Annotated in this window: 23 protein-coding genes; 13 read left to right on the top strand and 10 right to left on the bottom strand. The window is 60.3% G+C overall.

Going from position 1 to position 20,175, the window contains the following annotated elements; translation table 11 throughout:
• Positions 1–101 precede the first annotated feature (101 nt).
• Complete coding sequence (locus AC13C8_RS07645) at positions 102–941, top strand: isocitrate lyase/PEP mutase family protein (protein WP_482846940.1); 840 nt, start codon at positions 102–104, stop codon at positions 939–941.
• A 2-nt stretch (positions 942–943) separates the two neighbouring features.
• Here AC13C8_RS07645 and AC13C8_RS07640 read toward each other — a convergent pair whose 3' ends face one another.
• Both AC13C8_RS07640 and dksA read right to left on the bottom strand, forming a co-directional pair.
• The gene (locus AC13C8_RS07640; protein WP_482846939.1) at positions 944–2,113 is read right to left on the bottom strand and encodes an FAD-dependent monooxygenase; all 1,170 of its coding nucleotides are present in this window, start codon (positions 2,111–2,113) and stop codon (positions 944–946) included.
• 178 nt (positions 2,114–2,291) lie between these two features.
• A complete protein-coding gene (gene dksA / locus AC13C8_RS07635) occupies positions 2,292–2,714 on the bottom strand; it encodes an RNA polymerase-binding protein DksA (protein ID WP_091430241.1) in 423 nt (140 codons plus the stop codon).
• 332 nt (positions 2,715–3,046) lie between these two features.
• Between dksA and AC13C8_RS07630 the strand changes: the two genes are divergently transcribed.
• The 10 genes from AC13C8_RS07630 (at position 3,047) to AC13C8_RS07585 (ending at position 10,304) form a co-directional block, all read left to right on the top strand.
• On the top strand, positions 3,047–3,907 hold the full coding sequence (locus AC13C8_RS07630) for an AAA family ATPase (RefSeq protein ID WP_091430243.1): 861 nt from the start codon (positions 3,047–3,049) through the stop codon (positions 3,905–3,907).
• Positions 3,908–3,974: 67 nt separating this feature from the next.
• The gene (locus tag AC13C8_RS07625) at positions 3,975–4,382 is read left to right on the top strand and encodes an antitoxin Xre-like helix-turn-helix domain-containing protein (protein WP_482846938.1); all 408 of its coding nucleotides are present in this window, start codon (positions 3,975–3,977) and stop codon (positions 4,380–4,382) included.
• The gene (locus tag AC13C8_RS07620) at positions 4,379–5,083 is read left to right on the top strand and encodes an RES family NAD+ phosphorylase (protein ID WP_482846937.1); all 705 of its coding nucleotides are present in this window, start codon (positions 4,379–4,381) and stop codon (positions 5,081–5,083) included. Before AC13C8_RS07625 ends, AC13C8_RS07620 begins: the two co-directional genes overlap by 4 nt.
• A gap of 201 nt (positions 5,084–5,284) precedes the next feature.
• The gene (locus AC13C8_RS07615; RefSeq protein ID WP_482846936.1) at positions 5,285–5,740 is read left to right on the top strand and encodes a GNAT family N-acetyltransferase; all 456 of its coding nucleotides are present in this window, start codon (positions 5,285–5,287) and stop codon (positions 5,738–5,740) included.
• Between the two features lie 2 nt (positions 5,741–5,742).
• On the top strand, positions 5,743–7,119 hold the full coding sequence (locus tag AC13C8_RS07610; RefSeq protein WP_482846935.1) for a DUF2927 domain-containing protein: 1,377 nt from the start codon (positions 5,743–5,745) through the stop codon (positions 7,117–7,119).
• Between the two features lie 48 nt (positions 7,120–7,167).
• A complete protein-coding gene (locus tag AC13C8_RS07605; protein ID WP_091430249.1) occupies positions 7,168–7,326 on the top strand; it encodes a hypothetical protein in 159 nt (52 codons plus the stop codon).
• Between the two features lie 9 nt (positions 7,327–7,335).
• Positions 7,336–8,520: a vWA domain-containing protein gene (locus AC13C8_RS07600; protein ID WP_482846934.1), complete on the top strand. Its 1,185-nt coding sequence runs from the start codon at positions 7,336–7,338 to the stop codon at positions 8,518–8,520.
• Between the two features lie 54 nt (positions 8,521–8,574).
• Positions 8,575–8,949, top strand: a complete 375-nt coding sequence (locus tag AC13C8_RS07595) for a hypothetical protein (RefSeq protein ID WP_091430253.1) — start codon at positions 8,575–8,577, stop codon at positions 8,947–8,949.
• On the top strand, positions 8,946–9,581 hold the full coding sequence (locus AC13C8_RS07590; protein WP_482846933.1) for a DedA family protein: 636 nt from the start codon (positions 8,946–8,948) through the stop codon (positions 9,579–9,581). The genes AC13C8_RS07595 and AC13C8_RS07590 overlap by 4 nt, the downstream gene beginning before the upstream one ends.
• 39 nt (positions 9,582–9,620) lie before the next feature.
• Complete coding sequence (locus tag AC13C8_RS07585) at positions 9,621–10,304, top strand: M48 family metallopeptidase (protein WP_091430256.1); 684 nt, start codon at positions 9,621–9,623, stop codon at positions 10,302–10,304.
• Positions 10,305–10,378: 74 nt separating this feature from the next.
• Here AC13C8_RS07585 and AC13C8_RS07580 read toward each other — a convergent pair whose 3' ends face one another.
• Positions 10,379–10,927 (bottom strand): RSP_2648 family PIN domain-containing protein, encoded by a 549-nt coding sequence (locus AC13C8_RS07580; RefSeq protein ID WP_482846932.1) that lies wholly within the window; start codon positions 10,925–10,927, stop codon positions 10,379–10,381.
• A complete protein-coding gene (locus AC13C8_RS07575) occupies positions 10,924–12,138 on the bottom strand; it encodes an RSP_2647 family RNA methyltransferase (RefSeq protein ID WP_482846931.1) in 1,215 nt (404 codons plus the stop codon). Before AC13C8_RS07575 ends, AC13C8_RS07580 begins: the two co-directional genes overlap by 4 nt.
• 187 nt (positions 12,139–12,325) lie before the next feature.
• Between AC13C8_RS07575 and edd the strand changes: the two genes are divergently transcribed.
• Both edd and eda read left to right on the top strand, forming a co-directional pair.
• Positions 12,326–14,146, top strand: a complete 1,821-nt coding sequence (gene edd / locus AC13C8_RS07570) for a phosphogluconate dehydratase (protein WP_482846930.1) — start codon at positions 12,326–12,328, stop codon at positions 14,144–14,146.
• The gene (eda, locus tag AC13C8_RS07565; protein ID WP_482846929.1) at positions 14,143–14,784 is read left to right on the top strand and encodes a bifunctional 4-hydroxy-2-oxoglutarate aldolase/2-dehydro-3-deoxy-phosphogluconate aldolase; all 642 of its coding nucleotides are present in this window, start codon (positions 14,143–14,145) and stop codon (positions 14,782–14,784) included. Before edd ends, eda begins: the two co-directional genes overlap by 4 nt.
• A 50-nt stretch (positions 14,785–14,834) precedes the next feature.
• Here the strand turns inward: eda and AC13C8_RS07560 are convergent, their stop codons facing one another.
• The 6 genes from AC13C8_RS07560 to AC13C8_RS07535 form a co-directional block, all read right to left on the bottom strand.
• Positions 14,835–15,842, bottom strand: coding sequence for a zinc transporter ZntB (locus AC13C8_RS07560; protein WP_482846928.1), 1,008 nt, complete (start codon positions 15,840–15,842; stop codon positions 14,835–14,837).
• A 26-nt stretch (positions 15,843–15,868) separates the two neighbouring features.
• Entirely contained in the window at positions 15,869–16,912 is a 1,044-nt protein-coding gene (locus tag AC13C8_RS07555; RefSeq protein WP_091430266.1) for a succinylglutamate desuccinylase/aspartoacylase family protein, read from the bottom strand.
• Positions 16,912–17,817, bottom strand: coding sequence for a 30S ribosomal protein S6--L-glutamate ligase (rimK, locus tag AC13C8_RS07550; protein WP_091430268.1), 906 nt, complete (start codon positions 17,815–17,817; stop codon positions 16,912–16,914). Before rimK ends, AC13C8_RS07555 begins: the two co-directional genes overlap by 1 nt.
• Positions 17,814–18,341, bottom strand: coding sequence for an ATP-dependent zinc protease family protein (locus tag AC13C8_RS07545; RefSeq protein ID WP_482846927.1), 528 nt, complete (start codon positions 18,339–18,341; stop codon positions 17,814–17,816). The genes rimK and AC13C8_RS07545 overlap by 4 nt, the downstream gene beginning before the upstream one ends.
• Complete coding sequence (locus AC13C8_RS07540) at positions 18,338–18,625, bottom strand: hypothetical protein (protein WP_091430272.1); 288 nt, start codon at positions 18,623–18,625, stop codon at positions 18,338–18,340. Before AC13C8_RS07540 ends, AC13C8_RS07545 begins: the two co-directional genes overlap by 4 nt.
• Positions 18,626–18,753: 128 nt before the next feature.
• Positions 18,754–20,127, bottom strand: a complete 1,374-nt coding sequence (locus tag AC13C8_RS07535; protein ID WP_482846926.1) for an aminotransferase class III-fold pyridoxal phosphate-dependent enzyme — start codon at positions 20,125–20,127, stop codon at positions 18,754–18,756.
• Positions 20,128–20,175: the final 48 nt, after the last annotated feature.

Raw genomic sequence — 20,175 nt, 5'->3', positions numbered from 1 at the left:
AAAATCGCGATCTGTCCGCCAATGAGACAACGTTTGACAACCCAACGCGGGCAAGAAAAGCTTGCTTCAACACTGTCAGCAGGTGGATCGGAGACAGGCCAATGAATGATCAGAACCGCGGGGCTGCGTTTCGCGTCCTGCACCAAAAGGGAAATCCGTTTATTCTGGCCAATGCCTGGGACATTGGCAGCGCCAAAATGCTCGCGGGTTTGGGGGCGCAGGCCATTGGCACCTCGTCCGCCGCGCATGCCTTCACTCTGGGGCGTCCCGATATGGGTCATGTCAGCCGGGAGGAGGCGTTGGCCCATGCGCAGGATCTGGTCGCCGCCGTGACCATTCCGGTGTCCGGCGATTTCGAAAACGGCTTTGGCGATGATCCCGACACTTGCGCCGAAACCGTGCGCCTGTCTTACCAGGCGGGACTGGCGGGTATCTCGATCGAAGATACCGCCTTGCCCGCAGTCTCGCCATATGATCGCCCGTTTGCCATCGAACGGATCAAGGCCGCCGCCGCCGCCGCCCGCGCCCTGCCCGGCGATTTCATCCTTGTGGCGCGGGCCGATGGGGTGATGAACGGGCAGTATGATCTGGAAGAAGCGCTGGCCCGGATTGCCGGGTACGAAGCTGCCGGGGCGGATTGCGTCTATGTCCCCTTTCCCGGCACGTTGGCGGATCAGGCGCGGGTCTGTGCGGCCACAAAGCTGCCGGTCAATGCGCTGGCGGCAGGTCCTTTTACCAGCATATCGCGCGCGGAGTTCGCCAAAGCGGGGGTGGCGCGGATTTCCTTGGGGTCGGCGTTGGCGCGATTGGTCCAACGCGCCATTCACGATGCCGGACGCGCGATGTTAGAGCGCGGTGATTTCGAACCGCTTGGCGACGCAATGCCCGAGGCTGACGTCAACGCCCTTTTGGGTGTGACGGCCAGCAGCACGATACCGTAGCCTTATACCTGCGTCACATCGGCGTCATAGATCCAGCGGAACCGATTGAACACCTGTTGCGGGGCCAGTCGTCCGGCCAGCCGCAATGCCCCGTGCCCCACGCGCCGCGCAAGCGGGTTGGCATAGTGGTAATTGCGGGCGTTCTTGCCCGCCGCCGCCACGATCTTCTCGCAGCGGTCGCGGCGCAGAGACTGATAACGTTGCGGTCCCGCGTCCAGCCCGTCGCGATCCAGACAGGCCGCAAGCACCCACGCATCTTCGATTGCCATAACCGCGCCCTGCGCCATGAAGGGCAAGGTCGGGTGGGCCGCATCCCCCAGAAGTGCGCAATGGCCATAGTGCCAGTTCAACGCCACCGGATGGCGGAACAATCCCCACAGATGCGCCGTCTCGACCCGCTCCAGAAGCGCTTGGGCATCGTCGCAGAAGCCGCTGAACGCCGCACGCAGGTTGTCGGGGTCATCGTGATGGTTCCACCCCTCGTCTGCCCATGCGCTGCGCTCTTCGACTGCGACAAGGTTCACCATCGTGCCATTGCGCAACGGATAAGTCACCAAATGCCGTCCGGGGCCCATGAACACCGTCGCCTCGGCGGGTTCCCTGCCGGTCGCGGGCACAGTCGCGCGCCACGCCACCTGCCCGGTGAAGAAGGGCGCGCGAGCCCCGTTCATTGCGCTGTGGACGACGGATCGCAGCCCATCGGCACCGATAAGAAACGCCATCTCCTGCGCCGGTTCGCCTGTGACTTTCACGCGCGCCGTGGTCAGGCTGGGTGTGACGCGCTCGACCCGCGTCCCGCACAGGATTGCCACCCCGGCATCGCGCGCGGCTTCCGCCAGAAGATCAATCAGATCGGCGCGATGAAACAGCAAGAAGCTCGCGCCCGGAGCCACTTTCTCGAAGTTGAAATCAATCACTTCGTGACCCGAGACACCATCGCGCAGCCAGACCCCGGTGCCCCGCACGGCACGGGCACGGGCCGCGTCGCCCAGACCCAGCGCATCCAGAACGCGCACGCCATTGGGACTGATTTGCAGCCCTGCGCCCACCTCGGTTATCTCAGGGGCTTGCTCCAACACGGTGACGTTCGCGCCGCGTTGCGCCAAGGCCACGGCCGCCGTCAGCCCGCCGATCCCTGCTCCAAGGATGGTGACGTTCTGTCCTGCGATCATAGCGTTGTGCTCCTCGGCGGATATTGATCCATTTCACAGTCCGGCTGGTTTGGTGTCATAGCACATGACGACAAGGCAAAAGAAAAGGCGCCGGGTTCTCCAGCGCCTTTTGTCATGGTTCAGGGCGTCATGCCACGCGACAAGTGCGCCCATCCCGTTGTTTTCAGCGGTCCGCGGCTTAATCGTCGCGGTGGACTTTTTCGCGACGTTCGTGGCGTTCCTGCGCCTCAAGGCTCAGGGTGGCGATCGGGCGTGCATCCAGACGTTTCAATGAAATCGGCTCGCCCGTTTCCGAACAGTAGCCATATTCGCCTTCTTCAATCCGGCGCAAAGCCTGATCGATCTTGCCAACCAGCTTGCGCGACCGATCCCGTGTACGAAGCTCCAATGCCCGATCTGTTTCTTCCGACGCACGATCCGCGATGTCTGGGATGTTCCGAGTGTTGTCTTGCAAGCCTTCCAGCGTATGGCGGCTTTCGTCCAACAACTCTTCTTTCCAGGCCAGAAGCTTGCGACGGAAATACTCCGTCTGACGCTCATTCATAAACGGTTCGTCTTCGGCAGGACTGTAATCGTCGGGCAGGAAAGTCTCTGCTTTCATACCAACTCCCTCAACTTACCGGACTATAACTACCTAACAACCTTGTTGCCCCACAGGAGTCCGGCTTCTTGTGGCGCTCGTTTACACCCGCTTTTGCCAGATGTCACTAGGCAATGAACGCGATTGGACAAGGTTTTCCCTTATAACGAGCAAGCAACTGAAATATAACAAAAACACTCGGATTAACGTTCTTGCGTGCGACAGGTGTGTGCAGACAGCGTTGGGATCGGCCCGGATCAGGCTTCGGGGACGTATCCGCACCCTTGCCAAAACCCGACGGTCAAGTTACTTCGCCCGGTAATTGTTCAGACCTGACCGCAAGGGATAGCAGCATGACAAAACGCTTCGAAGGCACCGAAAGCTATGTGGCGACCGACGATCTGAAGGTCGCCGTGAATGCTGCCGTCACGTTGCAACGCCCGCTTCTGGTCAAGGGCGAACCCGGCACCGGCAAGACGGAACTGGCGATGCAAGTCGCAGGCGCACTTGGCGCACGGATGATCGAATGGAACATCAAGTCCACCACCAAGGCTCAGCAGGGTTTGTATGAATACGATGCCGTCAGCCGGTTGCGTGACAGCCAGCTGGGTGATGAGCGTGTGCATGACGTGCGCAACTACATCAAACGCGGCAAGTTGTGGGAGGCGTTCGACGCCGATGAACGCGTTGTCCTTCTGATTGACGAGATTGACAAGGCCGATATCGAGTTTCCCAACGACCTTCTGCAAGAGCTTGATAAGATGGAATTTCACGTCTATGAGACCGGTGAAACGATCCGCGCCAGGCATCGCCCGATCATCATCATCACCTCGAACAACGAAAAGGAACTGCCGGACGCCTTCCTGCGCCGCTGCTTTTTTCATTATATCCGGTTTCCGGACGCCGACACGCTGGCGAAAATCGTCGAAGTGCACCACCCCGGCATCAAACCCCGCCTGCTGACCGAAGCGCTGACTCAGTTTTATGAAATTCGCGAGCAACCGGGGCTGAAGAAGAAGCCTTCGACCTCGGAAGTGTTGGACTGGCTGAAACTGCTCTTGGCCGAGGATATTGATCCCGAAACGCTGAAACGCGATGGGGCGTCCGCGCTACCGACGTTGCACGGCGCGCTGTTGAAGAACGAACAGGACGTGCATCTGTTTGAACGGCTGGCTTTCATGGCCCGTCGCGACGGGCGTGGCGGACGTCAATAAGGCCACATGATCTTGACATTCAGTCCATATGGTCCTATCTTCTGATCAACACGACAGGAGATGCACCATGCACGCCGCCCCACAACCCATCACCCCGCCTCCGGCCCGTCCGACCTCGGACCATGCGGCCGTGGCGCTCAAGGCTTATGGACGGATCGCCGAGGCTTGGGGGCTGAAACTGGACGAGGCTGCGGCGCTGGCGGATATGTCCACATCCACATGGAAGCGCGCGCGCAATCCCGGTTTCAAGGGCGACCTGACGCGCGACCAGATGCTGCGCTTGTCGGCCCTCGTGGGCATCTACAAATCCCTGCACCTCTATTTCGACGAGACGATTGCCGATCAGTGGATCACCCTTGCCAACACCGGCCCTCTGTTTGACGGCGCCCGTCCCATCGACACAATGATCGCCGATGGGCTGCCGCAATTCCTGCGCGTGCGAAACTATGTCGATGCACTTAGGGGCGGGATGTGAGCGACCCCCTTCCGCTGCGATCGGTCAGCGACCGCGCACTGGTCCGTCTGATCCCCGCCACCTATCACAAACCGCCGGTTTTGCGCGGATTGGTCGATAGCGACGACGAAATGGCCCTGTTGGCCGAAGTCGAAGCCATGACCTCGGCCCGCCACATCGCCGAGCGCGGGCGCGATATGGGCGTCAACCGGTTGGAACTGGCATGGGAACGCCGCGCCGCCGATCTTCGCATCTATGGCCTGAGCCATGTGAACGCGGCGTTCACCTATCGCCGGGCGGGGGGCAATCGGTTCAACGACGAGACCCGCGGTGCATGGTATTGCAGTTGGAGCGCGATGACCTCGTTGGCCGAGGTCGGTTATCACTATACCCGCGAGCTGACCCATATCGGCCTGTTCGATACCAAAGTGCGCTATGTCGAGCTGCTGGCTGACTTCATCGGCGACTTCCCTGATCTGACCGGCCAGCCCGGCCACCCCGCCCTGCATGAAGACCCGGCGCGGGGCTATCCGCGTGGGCAGGAGCTGGCCAATCATCTGCGCGCCGACGGGCATCGGGCATTGGTCTATCCGTCCGTGCGTCATCCCGGCGGCACTTGCCTTGTCGCATTCGATGCAGCCGCCGTGCAAAACGTCCGCCCCGGCGCCAAGTGGGAGATTACGTGGTCCGGCAGCCCGGATTTCGACGTGATCGGGCTATAGCGAACGATTCGCGACCCTCACGCATTTTCACCAGATTCTTCTAGTGCCGGATGAGATGCACCGCACAAGATATTGTTTTTCCTCATGGTCATGCAGTAAAACCGCCCCAATTCACGCCATTTCCCTTGGTCAAACCATGACCGCCCCATAAACTCTGACCCTTGCCTGGGGGGGCATAAATGCGGGTGTGATGGTGTTGTTATGGGAGACAATGCGCACATTTCCGTTCGGCCATTGACGCCGTCTGATAGGAACGCGTGGGCACGCCTGTGGGAAGGCTACCTGCGCTATTATGAGACCGAAGTCGCCCCGGAGGTTTATGAAATCACCTTCGCCCGGCTTCTGTCAGAGGATCCGAACGAGTTTCACGGGCTGTTGGCCTGCGTGGAGAACCAGCCCGTGGGTCTGGTGCATTACCTGTTCCATCGTCACGCGTGGAAAATTGAAAACGTCTGTTACCTGCAAGACCTCTATGCCGACCCGTCGGTTCGCGGCATGGGCGTCGGGCGCGCATTGATCGAAGCGGTCTATGCCGACGCCGATCAGGCCGGTGCGCCATCCGTCTATTGGCTGACGCAAGATTTCAACCACACGGCCCGCAAGCTGTATGACCGGATTGGCGTCAAAACGCCCTTCATCCGATATGGGAGGGCGTAAAAATGAGATTGATGACCCTTGCGTCCATGCTGGCCGCGCTCACCTTCAGCGGTTGCTCGGTTCCAATGTCTCCGAACACCCCGCAGGAGGAGGTCGCAACCCGCCGGGTCGCGCTGCCCCCGGCCCTGCCGCCGATGAAAGCCTTCGGCAGCACCCATATCACCCGTCCCACCCGTGCCAACAGCGTGATCGCCGGTGATTTTCTGGACCTGTCTTTCCAGTTGGAGAGCGGGCGGCCCCTGCCTGTGCTGACAAGGTTTGAAGGACCTGTCACCCTGCGGGTGACGGGCGATGCCCCTTCCTACATGATGGCGGACCTCAGCCGCTTGCTGGCCCGGCTGCGGATCGAGGCGGGGATCAATATTCATCAGGTGATGGCCGGTGATGCGGCCTCGATCACGCTTGAGGTCATTCCGAAACGGCAATTGCAGCGCCTTGTACCGCATGCCGCATGTTTTGTGGCACCCAATGTGTCTGGCTGGCAGGAATACAAAGCAGCGCGTGGCACCGCAAAGCTGGACTGGGCAAAACTGCGCAGCCGCACCCGTATGGCCGTGTTCCTGCCAGGCGATGTCAGCCCGCAAGAACTGCGCGACTGCCTGCATGAAGAGGTCGCACAGGCGCTGGGGCCGGTGAACGACTTGTATCGCCTGCATGACAGCGTCTTCAACGACGACAATTTCCAGACCGTCCTGACCGGGTTCGATATGCTGATCCTACGCGCCTATTACGCCCCCGAACTGGCGTCAGGGATGAGCCGAGGGGACGTGGCCGCCCGTTTGCCGGCCATTCTGGCCCGGCTGAACCCTGCGGGTGGGTCCGGTATGCCGCGCATCGGCGGCCAGTCGCCTGCGGCATGGAAAGATGCCATTGAGACGGCGCTGGGCAAAGGACAATCAATAACCCGCCGACGTGACGCGGCCATCACTGCCGTCGCCATCGCCCGCAAAATGGGCTGGCGCGACACCCGGTTGGCATTCAGCTTGTTCGCCTATGGTCGCCTGCACATGCGCCAAAGCAGCAAGGACGCGTTTGCTGCATTTCGCGAGGCCGAAGCGATCTATCGTGCCAATCCCGAAACTGCGCTTCAAGCTGCCCATATGGGGGTGCAACTGGCTGCCTATGCCTTGTCCGCCGGACAGGCGGACGAGGCGATCACCATTGTGAACACCCATATCGCTCCTGTGAAACAAGCCGAAAACGCCGCCCTTCTGGCCACATTGATGATGATCAAGGCCGAAGCGCTTGACCTTGCGGGCCGCCCCCGCGAGGCGCAGCTTGTCAGGCTCGACAGTCTGGGCTGGGCGCGTTATGGCTTCGGCACGAACGAGCAGGTCGGCGCGCGGCTCAGCGAAATCGCTGCCATATCGCCGGGCTAGATGGAATGGGGGCATTCACCGATGGCCCTTCGCAAGGGATAAACGCTTATGCTGGTCATCGCAGCACTTCTTCTTGGGGCATTGATTGGCGGTTTGCGCGCCCGCAAACGTGGCGGCAATCGGATGGACATCGCGCAATATGCGACCGTGTATGCCATCGCCTTTGGCTTAATCGCGCTATTCGCCTCGATCATCATCAGCCGCTAGGTCTGCGCGATGTTCCTGCCCTTCTTTGAAAACCTCCGCGCCAACAAGGTGCCGGTCTCTCTGCGCGAGTTTCTTGCGTTTTTAGAGGCGATGAAAGCCGGGCTTGTCACCTATGACATCGAAGGGTTTTATTACCTCGCCCGCGTCGCGATGGTGAAGGACGAACGCAACCTTGACAAGTTTGATCTCGCTTTTTCACAAACATTCGAAGGGCTTGAAGCGATCTCTTCAGAGGAAATTCTGGAAGCCGTCAACATCCCGCAGGAATGGCTTGAAAAAATGGCCGAGAAATTCCTGACCGATGAAGAAAAGGCCCAGATCGAGGCTCTGGGCGGGTTCGACAAGTTGATGGAGACGCTGAAAGAGCGTCTGAAGGAACAGGAAGGGCGCCATCAGGGTGGTAACAAGTGGATCGGCACCGCTGGCACCTCGCCTTACGGGGCCTATGGTTACAACCCGGAAGGCGTGCGCATCGGGCAGGACAAATCCCGCCACCAACGCGCAGTGAAGGTCTGGGACAAGCGCGAGTTTCGCAATCTGGACGATTCTGTTGAACTGGGCACCCGCAACATCAAGGTTGCCTTGAAACGCCTGCGCAACTGGGCGCGCGACGGGGCACATGAAGAACTTGACCTTGACGGCACCATTCGCGCCACCGCCGAACACGGCTATCTTGACGTGAAAACCCGGCCCGAACGACACAATGCGGTGAAAGTCCTTCTGTTTCTGGATGTTGGCGGATCAATGGACCCGCATATCAAGGTCGTCGAGGAGCTTTTCTCTGCCGCCCGCGCCGAATTCAAGCATCTGGAATATTACTATTTCCACAACTGCCTTTATGAAGGTGTGTGGCGCGACAATGCGCGGCGTTGGACCGATCAGATCCCCACATGGGAGGTGCTGCGCACCTATGGTTCGGACTACAAATGCATTTTCGTCGGTGATGCCTCGATGAGCCCGTATGAGATTGCCTATCGTGGCGGGGCAAACGAGCATTGGAATGATGAACCCGGTCAGGTCTGGCTGGAACGCGCCCGCGAGCAATGGCCCGAAAATCTGTGGATCAATCCGCTGCCCGAGCATCACTGGCGCTATACCCAGTCGGTGCAGATGATCAGTCAGATTTTCGAGGGCCGCATGGTCCCAATGACGCTTGAGGGAATTGAGCGCGGGATGAAAGAATTGGGCCGCTAAGCGACGGAAGTCCTGCGCCCACGCGTTCAAGACCCAACCGGCAAGGAAACCGCAATGTTTTCATTTATCAAACGCATCTGGGGCGCGGCCCCAATTGCGACGCTTATTCTGGCGGTCGCTTTGGTCATGAGCGTCTTTTTTGCCGTCCGAACAACCGCCAGCTGGATTTACTGGAACGATCCCGCCCATATCGACCAACCGATCGAAGGATGGATGACCGCCAGATACGTTGCCTATTCGTGGGATGTTCCGCGAAAGGTGATGTTTGAGGCATTGCAACTGGGCCAGCCGGGTGATGGCCCAAGCAGTCTGCGCCGACTTGCGGAGGCGCGCGGTATCCCGTTGGACGTTATGATCGCCGATCTGGAAGCCGCCATTGCCGCGCACCGCGCATCCCAAGCTGACAGCGCAACCGGTGGCCGCCAATGATCACCACCGACGCCATCTTTGCCCTGCTGTTGGACTATGGCCCTGTCGTGGTCTTCCTCTCGGCCTTTCTGTCATGTCTCGCGCTTCCCATCCCCACCTCTCTGATGATGCTGGCAGGCGGCGCGTTTGCGGCGGCGGGGGATCTTTCGCTGGTATATGTCATGCTTTCTGCCTTTGTGGGCGCGGTCATAGGGGATCAGACAGGCTATGCGATTGGGCGATATGGTGGGGCAAGCGCTTTGCAGTGGCTGGCACGCACGCCTGCAAAACGAACCATATTGGAAAGGGCGCGCGCCTTTGTGGACAAATACGGCAGCACTGGCGTTTTTCTGTCGACATGGGCTGTTGCCCCCTTGGGGCCATGGGTCAATTTCGTGGCTGGCGCAACCGGACTGGGTTGGGTGCGATTTGCCGTTTGGGATATTCTCGGGGAAACGATCTGGGTCAGCCTTTATGTCGGGCTGGGCTATGGGTTTGCATCCCGCATCGAAAGTCTCGCCGCCCTTCTTGGCAATATCGCTGGGCTTTTGGTCGCTGTGATCGTCGCGGTGGTGATGTTGGTCTGGATTCGCGCTGTCCTGAAAGCGAAAGACGCGCAAGAGGCGCTGAAATCTGACGCGTTGTCGCGTTAATCCCTTTCCAGCGGATAAAACAGCACCCATATAAAGCCTATGTTGAAGCTGATCCCCATTCTTCTGCCCATCGCATATGGCCTGCTGCTCTACCACTTCTCGGTCTGGCGCACGCATCGCGAGTTGGATGCACAATCCACGCGGTTGGCGGACCCAAAGCTGAAAGCGTTGACCGACCGAATGGCCGCCGCGTTGGATATCGCGGACATCCCGGTTCACATCTATGAGATTGATCCGGTCAACGGCTTGGCCGCGCCGGACGGGCGAATTTTCATCACGCGCGGGTTCTTCAACGAGTATCGGCAGGGGCGAGTCAGTGCCGAGGAAATGGCCAGCGTGATTGCCCATGAGCTGGGTCATGTGGCGCTGGGACACGCGCGCAAGCGGATGATCGATTTTTCCGGCCAGAACGCCTTGCGCACCGTGTTGTCGATGATGATCTCGCGGTTCCTGCCCGGCGCCGGGGTTTATATCGCACGCTTTCTGACACGGCTGGTGGCGGCGGGCCTGAGCCGGGGCGACGAATACGAGGCGGACGCCTATGCGACCGCGCTGCTGATCAAGGCCGGGATCGGGTCGGAGCCTCAGAAGACCTTGTTTGGCAAGCTGGATGCGCTGACCAAAAACCGTGCGGGCGTCATGCCGGCGTGGTTGATGAGCCACCCGAAAACCGCCGAACGGATCGCCGCGATTGAAAAGAACGAAGCAAAATGGGTGCGGTGAGGCAGTAAGGGGCGTCGCCCCTCTGCGCGTGCGCGCATTCACCCCAGGATATTTTTGGCCAGAAGAAACGCCGGTCAGAGCCGTGTTTCGAGCGCTTTGCCCAATCTTGGCAGACGTGCTTTTTTCATTAGCCGACGGATTGTCCAGTCTTCGCCGGACAGGGTGCAGGCTTGTGTCAGTACACGTGCGGCCACGCGGCAAATCCCATCTGGGTTTTCATCAAGAAACGCGCACAGAAAAGGGTCGGGGCTTTCGCGTCGCAGGCCTTCTTCAGCCAGCGTGTGTCGTGGAAAATCGGCATTGTTCGTGGTCAGAAGCACGTCGGCATGCCCTGCGATGGCGGCGGCCAGCACATGGATGTCGTTTTCGTCGGGCAGCCACAGGCGTCTGAGATCGCCATCATTGGGAAGGACACTGGCGTTCGGCCAATGGTCGCGCAACAGCGCGATTTCAGCGCGGGCGACGGTGTCCTGATCGGGGCCGAGTTTGCCAGCGGCGCGCGCCCACTCTTCCAGGATGCGCGGTGACCAGAGCGGGGTGAAGAACCCCTCTTTCGCCGCACCCATCACCATTTCGCGCATCACGGTTGGGTACAGCACGCAGGCGTCGATCAGCACTTTCATGGCAAGAGGCGGAAAAACAGCGCCTTGAGGTAGCCACTTTCGGCCAGCTGCGGGTGCATCGGGTGATCAGCCCCGGCGAAACCGGTGTGGATCAACTGGCTGTTGCGCCCTGCCCGGCCGATGCCCCGGATCGACGCGGCACGGAACTTGTCGATCGTCGCGGCGTGTGAGCAAGAACAGAGGCCAAGATAGCCACCGGGAGCCACCAAGGGGGCTGCAAGACGTGCCAATCGTTCATAGGCGCGCAGGCCGGGTTCCAGTGCCTTTTTAGACGGCGCAAAGGCGGGCGGGTCGCAGATCACAACATCAAACTGCTGATCTTCTTCGGCCAGTGCGGCCAACATTTCGAAGGCGTCGCCCTGCGCCGTTGTAAAACGATCCTCGGCGCCCATCTGGCGCGCGCCCTCTTCCGCCAGGGCCAGCGCGGGTGCAGATCCATCGACCGCCACGGCTTGTGTCGCCCCTGCCGCAAGCGCGGCCAGTGAAAACCCGCCAACATGCGAGAACACATCCAACACCCGAGCTTTGCGGGACAGGCCAGCCGCGAAGGCGTGATTGGGGCGCTGGTCAAAGAACAGCCCGGTTTTCTGTCCGCCGGTCAGATCGGCCATATAGATCGCCCCGTTCATCGGCACCGCCACCGGGGCATCGGGCACCCGCCCCAGCAGCACGACATTCTGGTCATCCAAACCTTCCAGCCCGCGCGCCCGGCCAGAGGCGTTTTTCAGGATAGTCGTCACCCCAGTCACCTGCGCCAGTGCGGCGGCCAGGTCGTCCAGCAGAACCTCGGCCCAGGCGGCATTGGGTTGGATCACGGCGATGTCGCCAAAACGGTCGATGATCACACCCGGCAGCCCGTCGGCCTCGGCATGGATCAGGCGATAGAAAGGGGCGTCAAAAAGGGTTTCGCGGTGGGCCAAGGCCGCCGCCAGACGCGCTGCCAGCCATGTGCGGTCAATCACCGCGCCCGGGTCGCGGTCGAGCATTCGGGCGATGATCCGCGAGTTGGTGTTTACAGCAACGGTACCGAGCGGGTCGCGGGCTGCGTCTTCCAATCGTGCGATCGCGCCTGCTTCGATCTTTTTCGTCCGCCGATCCGTCACCAATTCATTGTCAAACACCCACGGCGCACCGTGGCGAATGGCACGTGCGTTGGCTTTGGGTTTCAAACGGATCGTGACGCGATCTGCGCCGTCGGTGGCATCTGCCATGGATCGGTCTTTCAGTTGGTCGGTTTTGCCCTGACTAGCCCCTGCGTTCACGCTTTGAAAGCCTCAAAGCCGATGCGTGCATCAAATCGCACCGGATATAGGTTGTTAGCGCTATCATTTCCTGTTAGAAGCTCCTGAACCCAACCATCTGTGCCATACTGCAAAGATGAGGAACAGGAACGCAGCCATGACCCTGAACAGCGATCTTCTAAAGGTAACCGAGCGGATCATCACCCGATCCAACGACACGCGGCAAACTTATCTGGATAAAATCAACCGCGCGGCTGAGGACGGACCCCGGCGCGCGCATCTGAGTTGTTCCGGGCAGGCGCACGCCTATGCCGGGGCCGGACCTGACCAGGATCGACTGGCCGAGGGTCGCGCGCCCAATCTTGGCATCGTCACGGCCTATAATGACATGCTGTCCGCTCACGCGCCTTTCGCGACCTATCCTGACCTGATCAAACAGATCGCGCGCGACGAAGGTGCGACGGCGCAGGTCGCCGGCGGCGTACCTGCCATGTGCGATGGCGTCACGCAGGGCGAAACCGGGATGGAGTTGAGCCTGTTTTCACGTGATGTGATCGCGCTGGCCTCGTCCGTGGCGCTGAGTCACAACACTTTCGATGCGGCCCTCTTCCTTGGCGTCTGTGACAAGATCGTCCCGGGACTGGTCATTGCCGCGGCGAGTTTCGGGCATATCCCGGCGGTGTTCCTGCCGGCCGGGCCGATGACATCAGGCCTGTCAAACGACGAAAAGGCCAAGGTGCGCACACAATTCGCCACCGGCGAGGTCGGACGCAAGGAACTGATGGCGGCCGAGATGGCGGCCTATCACGGCCCCGGCACTTGCACCTTTTATGGCACCGCCAACACCAACCAGATGCTGATGGAGTTCATGGGGCTGCACCTGCCAGGCGCGTCCTTTGTCACGCCGCATACCGACCTGCGGGACGCGTTGACCGCCGAAGGCACACGCCGGGCGCTGGCGATCAGCAAGGACGGAAGCGCAGGCTTTACCCCTGCGGGTCACGTTCTGGATGAAAAGGCATTCGTAAACGGGCTTGTTGGGCTGATGGCAACCGGCGGCTCAACCAACCTTGTCCTACACCTGCCTGCCATGGCGCGGGCGGCGGGCATTATTCTGACACTTGAAGACTTCGCCGATATCTCGGCCATTGTTCCCCTGATGGCGCGGGTCTATCCGAACGGGCTGGCCGATGTGAACCATTTCCACGCCGCGGGTGGCCTTGGTTACATGATTGGCGAGTTGCTGGAGGCCGGGCTGTTGCACCCCGATGCCAAGACCATCATGGGCGATCTGACCGCCTATACGCAGGACCCGAAACTGGATGGCAACCGGGTCCGTTGGGAACCCGGTCCGCGTGAAAGCCTGAACGACAAGATCCTGCGCCCGGCCTCCGACCCGTTCCAGAAAACCGGTGGGTTGGTGCAATTGTCCGGCAATATGGGTCAGGGCGTGATCAAGGTATCGGCGGTCGATCCGAAACACCACCTGATCGAAGCGCCTGCCCGCGTGTTCCACGATCAGGACAGCGTCAAAGCCGCCTTCAAGGCAGGCGAGCTTGAGGGCGACATGATCGTGGTCGTCCGCTTCCAAGGGCCGCGCGCCAACGGCATGCCGGAACTGCACGGGCTGACCCCGACCCTGTCGGTCTTGCAGCAGCGCGGCCAACGGGTGGCGCTTGTCACGGATGGCCGGATGTCTGGTGCGTCTGGCAAGGTGCCTGCCGCCATTCACGTGGCCCCGGAGGCCGCCGATGGTGGTCCGATCGCGCGTATTCGCGATGGCGATATCATCCGTCTGGACGCGGACAAGGGCACGCTTGAAGTTATCACCGAAGGTGCCATGGACCGGCCCGCCGTTCAGGTCGATCTAAGCGCCAACACAGACGGCATGGGCCGTGAACTTTTTGAAACCTTCCGTCGCGCGGCGCGGCCCGCAACCGAAGGTGCCAGCACCCTGTCCTGGAGGAGACAACCATGACCCCGCAAGAGGCAAGCATTGCCGCCGAAAAAATTTGCCGTTTGGCCCCGGTTGTGCCGGTTCTGGTCGTCGATCAGGTCGCCCATGCCGCGCCCTTGGCGCAAGCTCTGGTCGCAGGCGGGTTGCCCGCGCTTGAGGTGACATTGCGCACCGATGCCGCCCTTGAGGTGATCGCGGAAATGTCCCGCGTCGACGGTGGCGCTGTTGGCGCAGGTACGCTGCTGACGTCGAAAGATGTGGAAAACGCCAAGGCAGCGGGCGCGACTTTCGGCGTATCCCCCGGCGCGACGGACCGTTTGCTGGATGCGTGTGAGGCCAACGACCTGCCGCTTCTGCCCGGTGCAGCATCGGCGTCTGAAGCCATGCGCCTTTTGGAACGTGGCTATACGGTGCAGAAATTCTTTCCCGCTGAAGCTGCGGGTGGCGCGCCGTTTCTGAAATCGCTTGCCTCGCCTCTGCCCCAGATCCGGTTTTGCCCCACCGGGGGGGTCAGTCTGAAAAATGCTATGGATTACCTGTCGCTTCCCAATACGCTCTGCGTCGGCGGGTCATGGGTGGCGCCCAGTGATCTGGTGATGGTGGGTGACTGGGACGGGATCACTGAACTGGCGAAAGAAGCCGCGCAACTTGGTGCCTGAGACATGCGGCGAGCCGAGGTGCAGATATATGCGCCTCGGTTGCCAAACATCTAAAGCCATTTCAGGTATCTGAACATCGCGATCTCGACGACCAGAAGCACTGCGATTGCTCCGCTGAAGATCCAGAACGCATTGTCGTTCGCGACCCCCGGCATGCCGCCGACATTGATGCCCAGCAACCCGGTCAGAAAGGACAGAGGCAGAAAGACTGCCGAAATCACCGCCAGCACGTAGAGGGTGCGATTGGTTTTCTCGGCAAATTCGTTGGCAATGTCATCCTTGATGACAAGCGCGCGTTCTTTGACTTGATCCAGCTCTTCGACATAACCGATCACGCGATCCGTGGTCTCGCGAAAACTCGTGCGCCAGGTATCCCCCGCCCAGACTGGCGGGTCAGACAACAACTCGCCCATCGCGGTGCGCTGTGGGGCAAGATACCTGCGCAGGATCACGGTCCTTTGGCGCAGATCAGCAACGGATTTGCGTGTAGCAGACGTGTCATAGGTCTCCAGGTTGCTTTCGATATCGTCGATCTGGTCCTCGATTGCATCAATGGTCGGCCCGATGCGTTCATTCACACGCGCGATCAGCCGCAAATAGGTCTCGGCGATGGTCGCGGGTCCGGTGCCGTGATCCACAAGTGCTGCCAGAACGTCGCGAACGCTTTGCAACCGTTGATCGCGCAACGTGATCACCCGCGTCCCATCGGACCAAATGCGAAGCGCAATCATGTCCTCGGACCTTTGTCCGGCGTTCAGGTTCATTCCCCGAATGACGGTGGTCAGACCGGTTTTTCCACGAAACACGCGCGGCCGGGTTTCTTCCGCCAACAATGCCTCGGCGGTGGCCGGGGACAAGCCACTTTGGTCACGCAACCAGGCCTGCGCCCTGTCACTGGCGCGATCCAGATGGATCCAGATCGCGTCGTCTTCGGGGGTCCAGCTTTCAACCGTCTGCCAATCCGCGAAGGTCCCACTGCCGTCACCACGCAGAGTGATGGCGAAAACCAGCCCGTCTTCTTCGGGCGCGTCGGTGGTTTGGATTTCATATTCACTCATGTCTCATTACCCGTGCTCCGTCCGCGTCAGATGATTTCATCCTCGTCGAACAATGGATCATCCTCAAGCTGGGCGGAAATGGCTGTCATCTTGTCATCCGCATCCTTGCTGTCTTCGAACCGGGCAACATGGAACAACGCGTCGCCTTCATTCACAATCGGCAGCACGGCACGCCCGACAATGATGCCCGGCAAGGTCGCGACAACATCGGCTTCCACTTCGCCAAACGGGTCCGAGACAACCGCCAGAACATCACCTTGATTGACCGTGTCGCCCTCGGATTTATAGGTTCGCAAAAGCCCGCCCTGCCCGGCCCGTATCCAGCGGCTTGAGGTGCAAAAGGCCGGATCGGCCTTGGTTTTCGAAACGCCTCGTCGGCTGATCATCCCCTGATCCAGAAGCACACGCAGTATGCCCATCACACCAGCGCGGACCGACATTTCGTCAAAGCGCAAGGCCTCGCCCGCTTCATACAGCAATACATCGACGCCCGTCTCTTTCGCTGCCGCCCGCAAAGACCCGTCGCGCAAAGGGGACCGGAGCACAACCGGGGCACCGAACAGACGGGCCAAGCGACGCGTCTCGGAATTGTCGGGCGAAATACGGATTTGCGGCAAGTTGGTCCGATGCGCCGCGGCCGAGTGCAGATCAATCCCAAGGTCGCAGCGCGACACGATCTTGCGCAGGAATATATCTGCCAGCCGCGATGCCAGCGACCCGGTGTCAGACCCCGGAAAGCTGCGGTTCAGGTCACGCCGATCCGGCAGATACCGGGATCGGATCAGAAAACCGGGGGCGTTCACAATCGGGACGCAGATCAGGGTGCCGCGCAAGGTTTGCAGGTTCTTGATCGTCAAAAGGCGGCGCACAATCTCAACGCCTATCACCTCGTCGCCATGAATGCCCGCGCTGACAAAGATCGTGGGGCCGGGTTTGCGGCCATGGATGACATGGGCCGACATCGTGACCGGCGTGTGATCCGACAAGACGCTGACCGGCAGGTCGATGGTCCGGCGGCTGCCCGGTGCCACATCAACCCCGCCCAGACGAAACGGTTCGCGGCCCGGCATTAGCCTTTGCCCTTGGTCCGGGTCGAGCCGCGCTTGATGTCTTTCTCAAGAAACTCGATGATCTTTCCTGCCACGTCGATGCCGGTGGCCTTCTCGACCCCTTCCAGACCGGGGGTGGAGTTCACTTCCATCACCACCGCCCCGTGATTGGCGCGCAGCATATCGACGCCACAGACATTCAGCCCCATCGACTTTGCCGCCCGCACCGCGGTTGATCGTTCCTCGGGCGAGATCTTGATCGCCTCGGCGCTGCCGCCGCGGTGCAGGTTCGACCGGAAATCATCGGCAGCACCCGTGCGCTTCATCGCGGCGATCACCCGACCGCCAACCACCAGCGCCCGAATATCCGTGCCACCGGCTTCCTTGATGAACTCCTGCACCAAGATATTCACCTTGGCACCGCGAAACGCCTCGATCACGGATTTGGCCGAGCGGTTGGTGTCGGCCAGAACCACACCGATACCCTGCGTGCCTTCCAGCAGTTTCACAACCAGCGGCGCGCCTCCGGCCAGTTTCAACACCTCGTCCGTCTGTTTCGGGTCATGGGCAAAGGTCGTGACCGGCAGGCCGATCCCGTCCCGCGCCAAAAGCTGCATCGAGCGCAGCTTGTCGCGCGACCGCCCAATCGCCACGGATTCGTTCAGGGGGTAGACGCCCATCATCTCGAACTGGCGCAGCACGGCCAGCCCGTAGAACGTCACGGACGCGCCGATCCTTGGGATCACCGCATCATAGTGGCGCAGCTTTTCGCCGTTGTAATACACTTCGGGCCGCCGCGATGCGATGTTCATGTAACAGCGAAGCGTGTCGATGATATCCAACTCGTGCCCGCGCTGCTCGGCGGCCTCTTTCAAGCGCTGGTGGGAATACAAACCTGCATTGCGGGCCAACATGGCAATTTTCATTCTTCTTCTCCTGTGTGCAGGTCGGGGATGGGCACCGGTCCGGGTGTTACTTCGCGCGGAAGTGCGACCATGACGGCAATCGGCGCACCGGCCAGATAGGACCGCCGCGGATCCACCAGCATTCTGTGCCTGCGGATCGCGCTGCGCCCAAGGATCACATCAAACTCCATCTTCTCACGATTGGCCAGCGAAACGTCGATCAGCCAGTGCCGCTTGCCGATCACCAGCGTCGTGCGCACGACCAGCCGCCGTTCGGGCACGCCCCCGGTGTTCTTGATATCACGCTCTTCCAGAATGGGCGCACAGATACGGCGTGTGGTGCGGCGGTTTTTCAACGGGATCATGAACTCGACCCACGGGGCACCATCACGGTCAAACACATTCTGATCCACCGCGTGAAGCGCCGATGTGCGCGCGCCGGTGTCCACCTTGGCGGGCAGATCAAAGATACCGAATTGAGGGAGTGAGATATGTTCGCGCCAGCCAATGATCTGCTGCGGGTGAGCCGTTCTAGGCTTTGTCATGCGTGTTGTCCAAGCGTGTCATCATTGGCCCGCCGATAATTGGTGAAAGAGTTCGTGCCCATGACCACAAAGAATACATCCATGTCAATCAACACATAGCCTTTTTCGAACAGACACCGCGACAGGTGCCGAATGTCATTTTCATACAGCCTGCGCCGTCTGGCCATTTGACGCAGCAACTTGGCCGATATGCGATACCGCCCGCCGGGTTTGCCCCCGAATTGGCGACTATAGAGATCGGCCAATTGGGTGGCCGTCTCGTCAATCCAATCTGCCTGATCCATTATATTGCCCTATCAAGGCAAATAATACTTGTCTATGGAAAGATTTCTTCGGCCTTAAACACCATATTGACCAGCGTCGATTTGCAAGGACATGCTTGCGCCCTGCCCTTGCAAATCAGATATTCGCGCTATCCCAACACCGAGGTCACGGCGCGCAGGGTCGCGGCAACCACCGTGTCTGCCTCGTCACGGGTCAGGCAGAAGGGCGGAGCAAAGCCCAAGATGTCACCCTGCGGCATGGCGCGGGCAATGACCTTGCTCTGCTCTAGCAGCTTGGCTGAGATTTGCGGGCCGATCTTGTCGGCGGCGTCAAAGAAGTTGCGGCTGTCCTTGTCTTCGACAAATTCGACCGCGCAGAGCATCCCCTCGCCCCGAATATCGCCCACATGGGCATGATCCGACAGGGCGTCTTTCATCCCTTGCTGCAAATACTTGCCCACCTTACCCACGTTCTCAATCAGGTTCAGATCATCAATCAGCTTCAGGTTCGCAACCCCCGCCGCCGCGCCGATCGGATGGGCGGAATAAGTCCAGCCGTGGCCGATAGGGCCGTTCTCGTCCGTGCCTTGCTCCAGCACTTTCCAAACCCGGTCTGACACGATGGACCCGGACAGCGGCGCATAGGCCGATGTCAATCCCTTGGCGATGGTGATGATGTCCGGCGTCATGCCGTAATGGTCCGACCCGAACATGGTGCCCAGCCGTCCAAACCCGGTCACGACCTCGTCGGCGATCAACAGGATGTCGTGTTTTTTCAGAACCGCCTGAATGGCCGCCCAATAGCCTTCGGGTGGCGGGACGATGCCGCCCGTGCCCAGAACCGGTTCGCCGATGAAACCGGCGATGGTGCCCGCTCCTTCGCGGTCGATCAGCGCCTCAAGCTCGGCCACGCAATGGGCGACGAAATCGGCCTCGCTCTGGTCCAAGTCATCGCGACGGAAATAATACGGCGCTTCGGTATGAATCACCTGCGCCAGCGGCAGGTCGAATTTCTTGTGAAACAGTTCAAGCCCTGTCAACGATCCGGTGACAAGCCCTGACCCGTGATAGCCCCGCCAGCGCGAAATGATCTTCTTCTTCTCGGGCCGTCCAAGGATATTGTTGTAATACCACAGCAATTTCACGTTGGTCTCGTTTGCATCCGAGCCGCCCAGCCCGAAATAGACCTTCGACATATTTGCAGGCGCGCGGTCCAGGATCATCTTGGCCAGCGTGATCGACGCCTCGGTGCCGTGACCCACATAGGAGTGGTAATAGGCCAGCTCGCGCGCCTGATCAGCGATGGCATCCGCGATCTCGGGCCGGCCATAGCCGACATTCACACAATACAGACCGGCAAAAGCGTCCAGCAGCTTGTGGCCGTCACGATCCTCGATATGCACGCCAGATGCGGTGCGAATCACGCGGGTCGGGCTTTCGCCGCGCGCGTGTTGGGCCAGATGGGTTGAGGGATGGAAGAAGTTTTCGCGATCCCATGCGTCAAGTTGGTCATTGTGAAGCATCGCTTACCTCAATCGTTCAGGCGGCGCGCCGCCGGGTTTACAGACGAT

The sequence above is a fragment of the Aliiroseovarius sp. B-4 genome (genome assembly GCF_056857795.1).
This window is presented reverse-complemented; position numbering and strand designations above follow the sequence as displayed.

Bases quoted from the DNA above. Each gene is read 5' to 3' on its own strand.
- AC13C8_RS07535 (WP_482846926.1), bottom strand. From the start codon at position 20,127: ATGCTTCACAATGACCAACTTGACGCATGGGATCGCGAAAACTTCTTC.
- AC13C8_RS07595 (WP_091430253.1), top strand. From the start codon at position 8,575: ATGTTTTCATTTATCAAACGCATCTGGGGCGCGGCCCCAATTGCGACG.
- eda (WP_482846929.1), top strand. From the start codon at position 14,143: ATGACCCCGCAAGAGGCAAGCATTGCCGCCGAAAAAATTTGCCGTTTG.
- AC13C8_RS07580 (WP_482846932.1), bottom strand. From the start codon at position 10,927: ATGAAAGTGCTGATCGACGCCTGCGTGCTGTACCCAACCGTGATGCGC.
- AC13C8_RS07630 (WP_091430243.1), top strand. From the start codon at position 3,047: ATGACAAAACGCTTCGAAGGCACCGAAAGCTATGTGGCGACCGACGAT.
- edd (WP_482846930.1), top strand. From the start codon at position 12,326: ATGACCCTGAACAGCGATCTTCTAAAGGTAACCGAGCGGATCATCACC.
- rimK (WP_091430268.1), bottom strand. From the start codon at position 17,817: ATGAAAATTGCCATGTTGGCCCGCAATGCAGGTTTGTATTCCCACCAG.
- AC13C8_RS07645 (WP_482846940.1), top strand. From the start codon at position 102: ATGAATGATCAGAACCGCGGGGCTGCGTTTCGCGTCCTGCACCAAAAG.
- AC13C8_RS07640 (WP_482846939.1), bottom strand. From the start codon at position 2,113: ATGATCGCAGGACAGAACGTCACCATCCTTGGAGCAGGGATCGGCGGG.
- AC13C8_RS07555 (WP_091430266.1), bottom strand. From the start codon at position 16,912: ATGCCGGGCCGCGAACCGTTTCGTCTGGGCGGGGTTGATGTGGCACCG.
- dksA (WP_091430241.1), bottom strand. From the start codon at position 2,714: ATGAAAGCAGAGACTTTCCTGCCCGACGATTACAGTCCTGCCGAAGAC.
- AC13C8_RS07545 (WP_482846927.1), bottom strand. From the start codon at position 18,341: ATGACAAAGCCTAGAACGGCTCACCCGCAGCAGATCATTGGCTGGCGC.
- AC13C8_RS07605 (WP_091430249.1), top strand. From the start codon at position 7,168: ATGCTGGTCATCGCAGCACTTCTTCTTGGGGCATTGATTGGCGGTTTG.
- AC13C8_RS07625 (WP_482846938.1), top strand. From the start codon at position 3,975: ATGCACGCCGCCCCACAACCCATCACCCCGCCTCCGGCCCGTCCGACC.
- AC13C8_RS07585 (WP_091430256.1), top strand. From the start codon at position 9,621: ATGTTGAAGCTGATCCCCATTCTTCTGCCCATCGCATATGGCCTGCTG.
- AC13C8_RS07590 (WP_482846933.1), top strand. From the start codon at position 8,946: ATGATCACCACCGACGCCATCTTTGCCCTGCTGTTGGACTATGGCCCT.
- AC13C8_RS07600 (WP_482846934.1), top strand. From the start codon at position 7,336: ATGTTCCTGCCCTTCTTTGAAAACCTCCGCGCCAACAAGGTGCCGGTC.
- AC13C8_RS07560 (WP_482846928.1), bottom strand. From the start codon at position 15,842: ATGAGTGAATATGAAATCCAAACCACCGACGCGCCCGAAGAAGACGGG.
- AC13C8_RS07610 (WP_482846935.1), top strand. From the start codon at position 5,743: ATGAGATTGATGACCCTTGCGTCCATGCTGGCCGCGCTCACCTTCAGC.
- AC13C8_RS07540 (WP_091430272.1), bottom strand. From the start codon at position 18,625: ATGGATCAGGCAGATTGGATTGACGAGACGGCCACCCAATTGGCCGAT.
- AC13C8_RS07575 (WP_482846931.1), bottom strand. From the start codon at position 12,138: ATGGCAGATGCCACCGACGGCGCAGATCGCGTCACGATCCGTTTGAAA.
- AC13C8_RS07615 (WP_482846936.1), top strand. From the start codon at position 5,285: ATGGGAGACAATGCGCACATTTCCGTTCGGCCATTGACGCCGTCTGAT.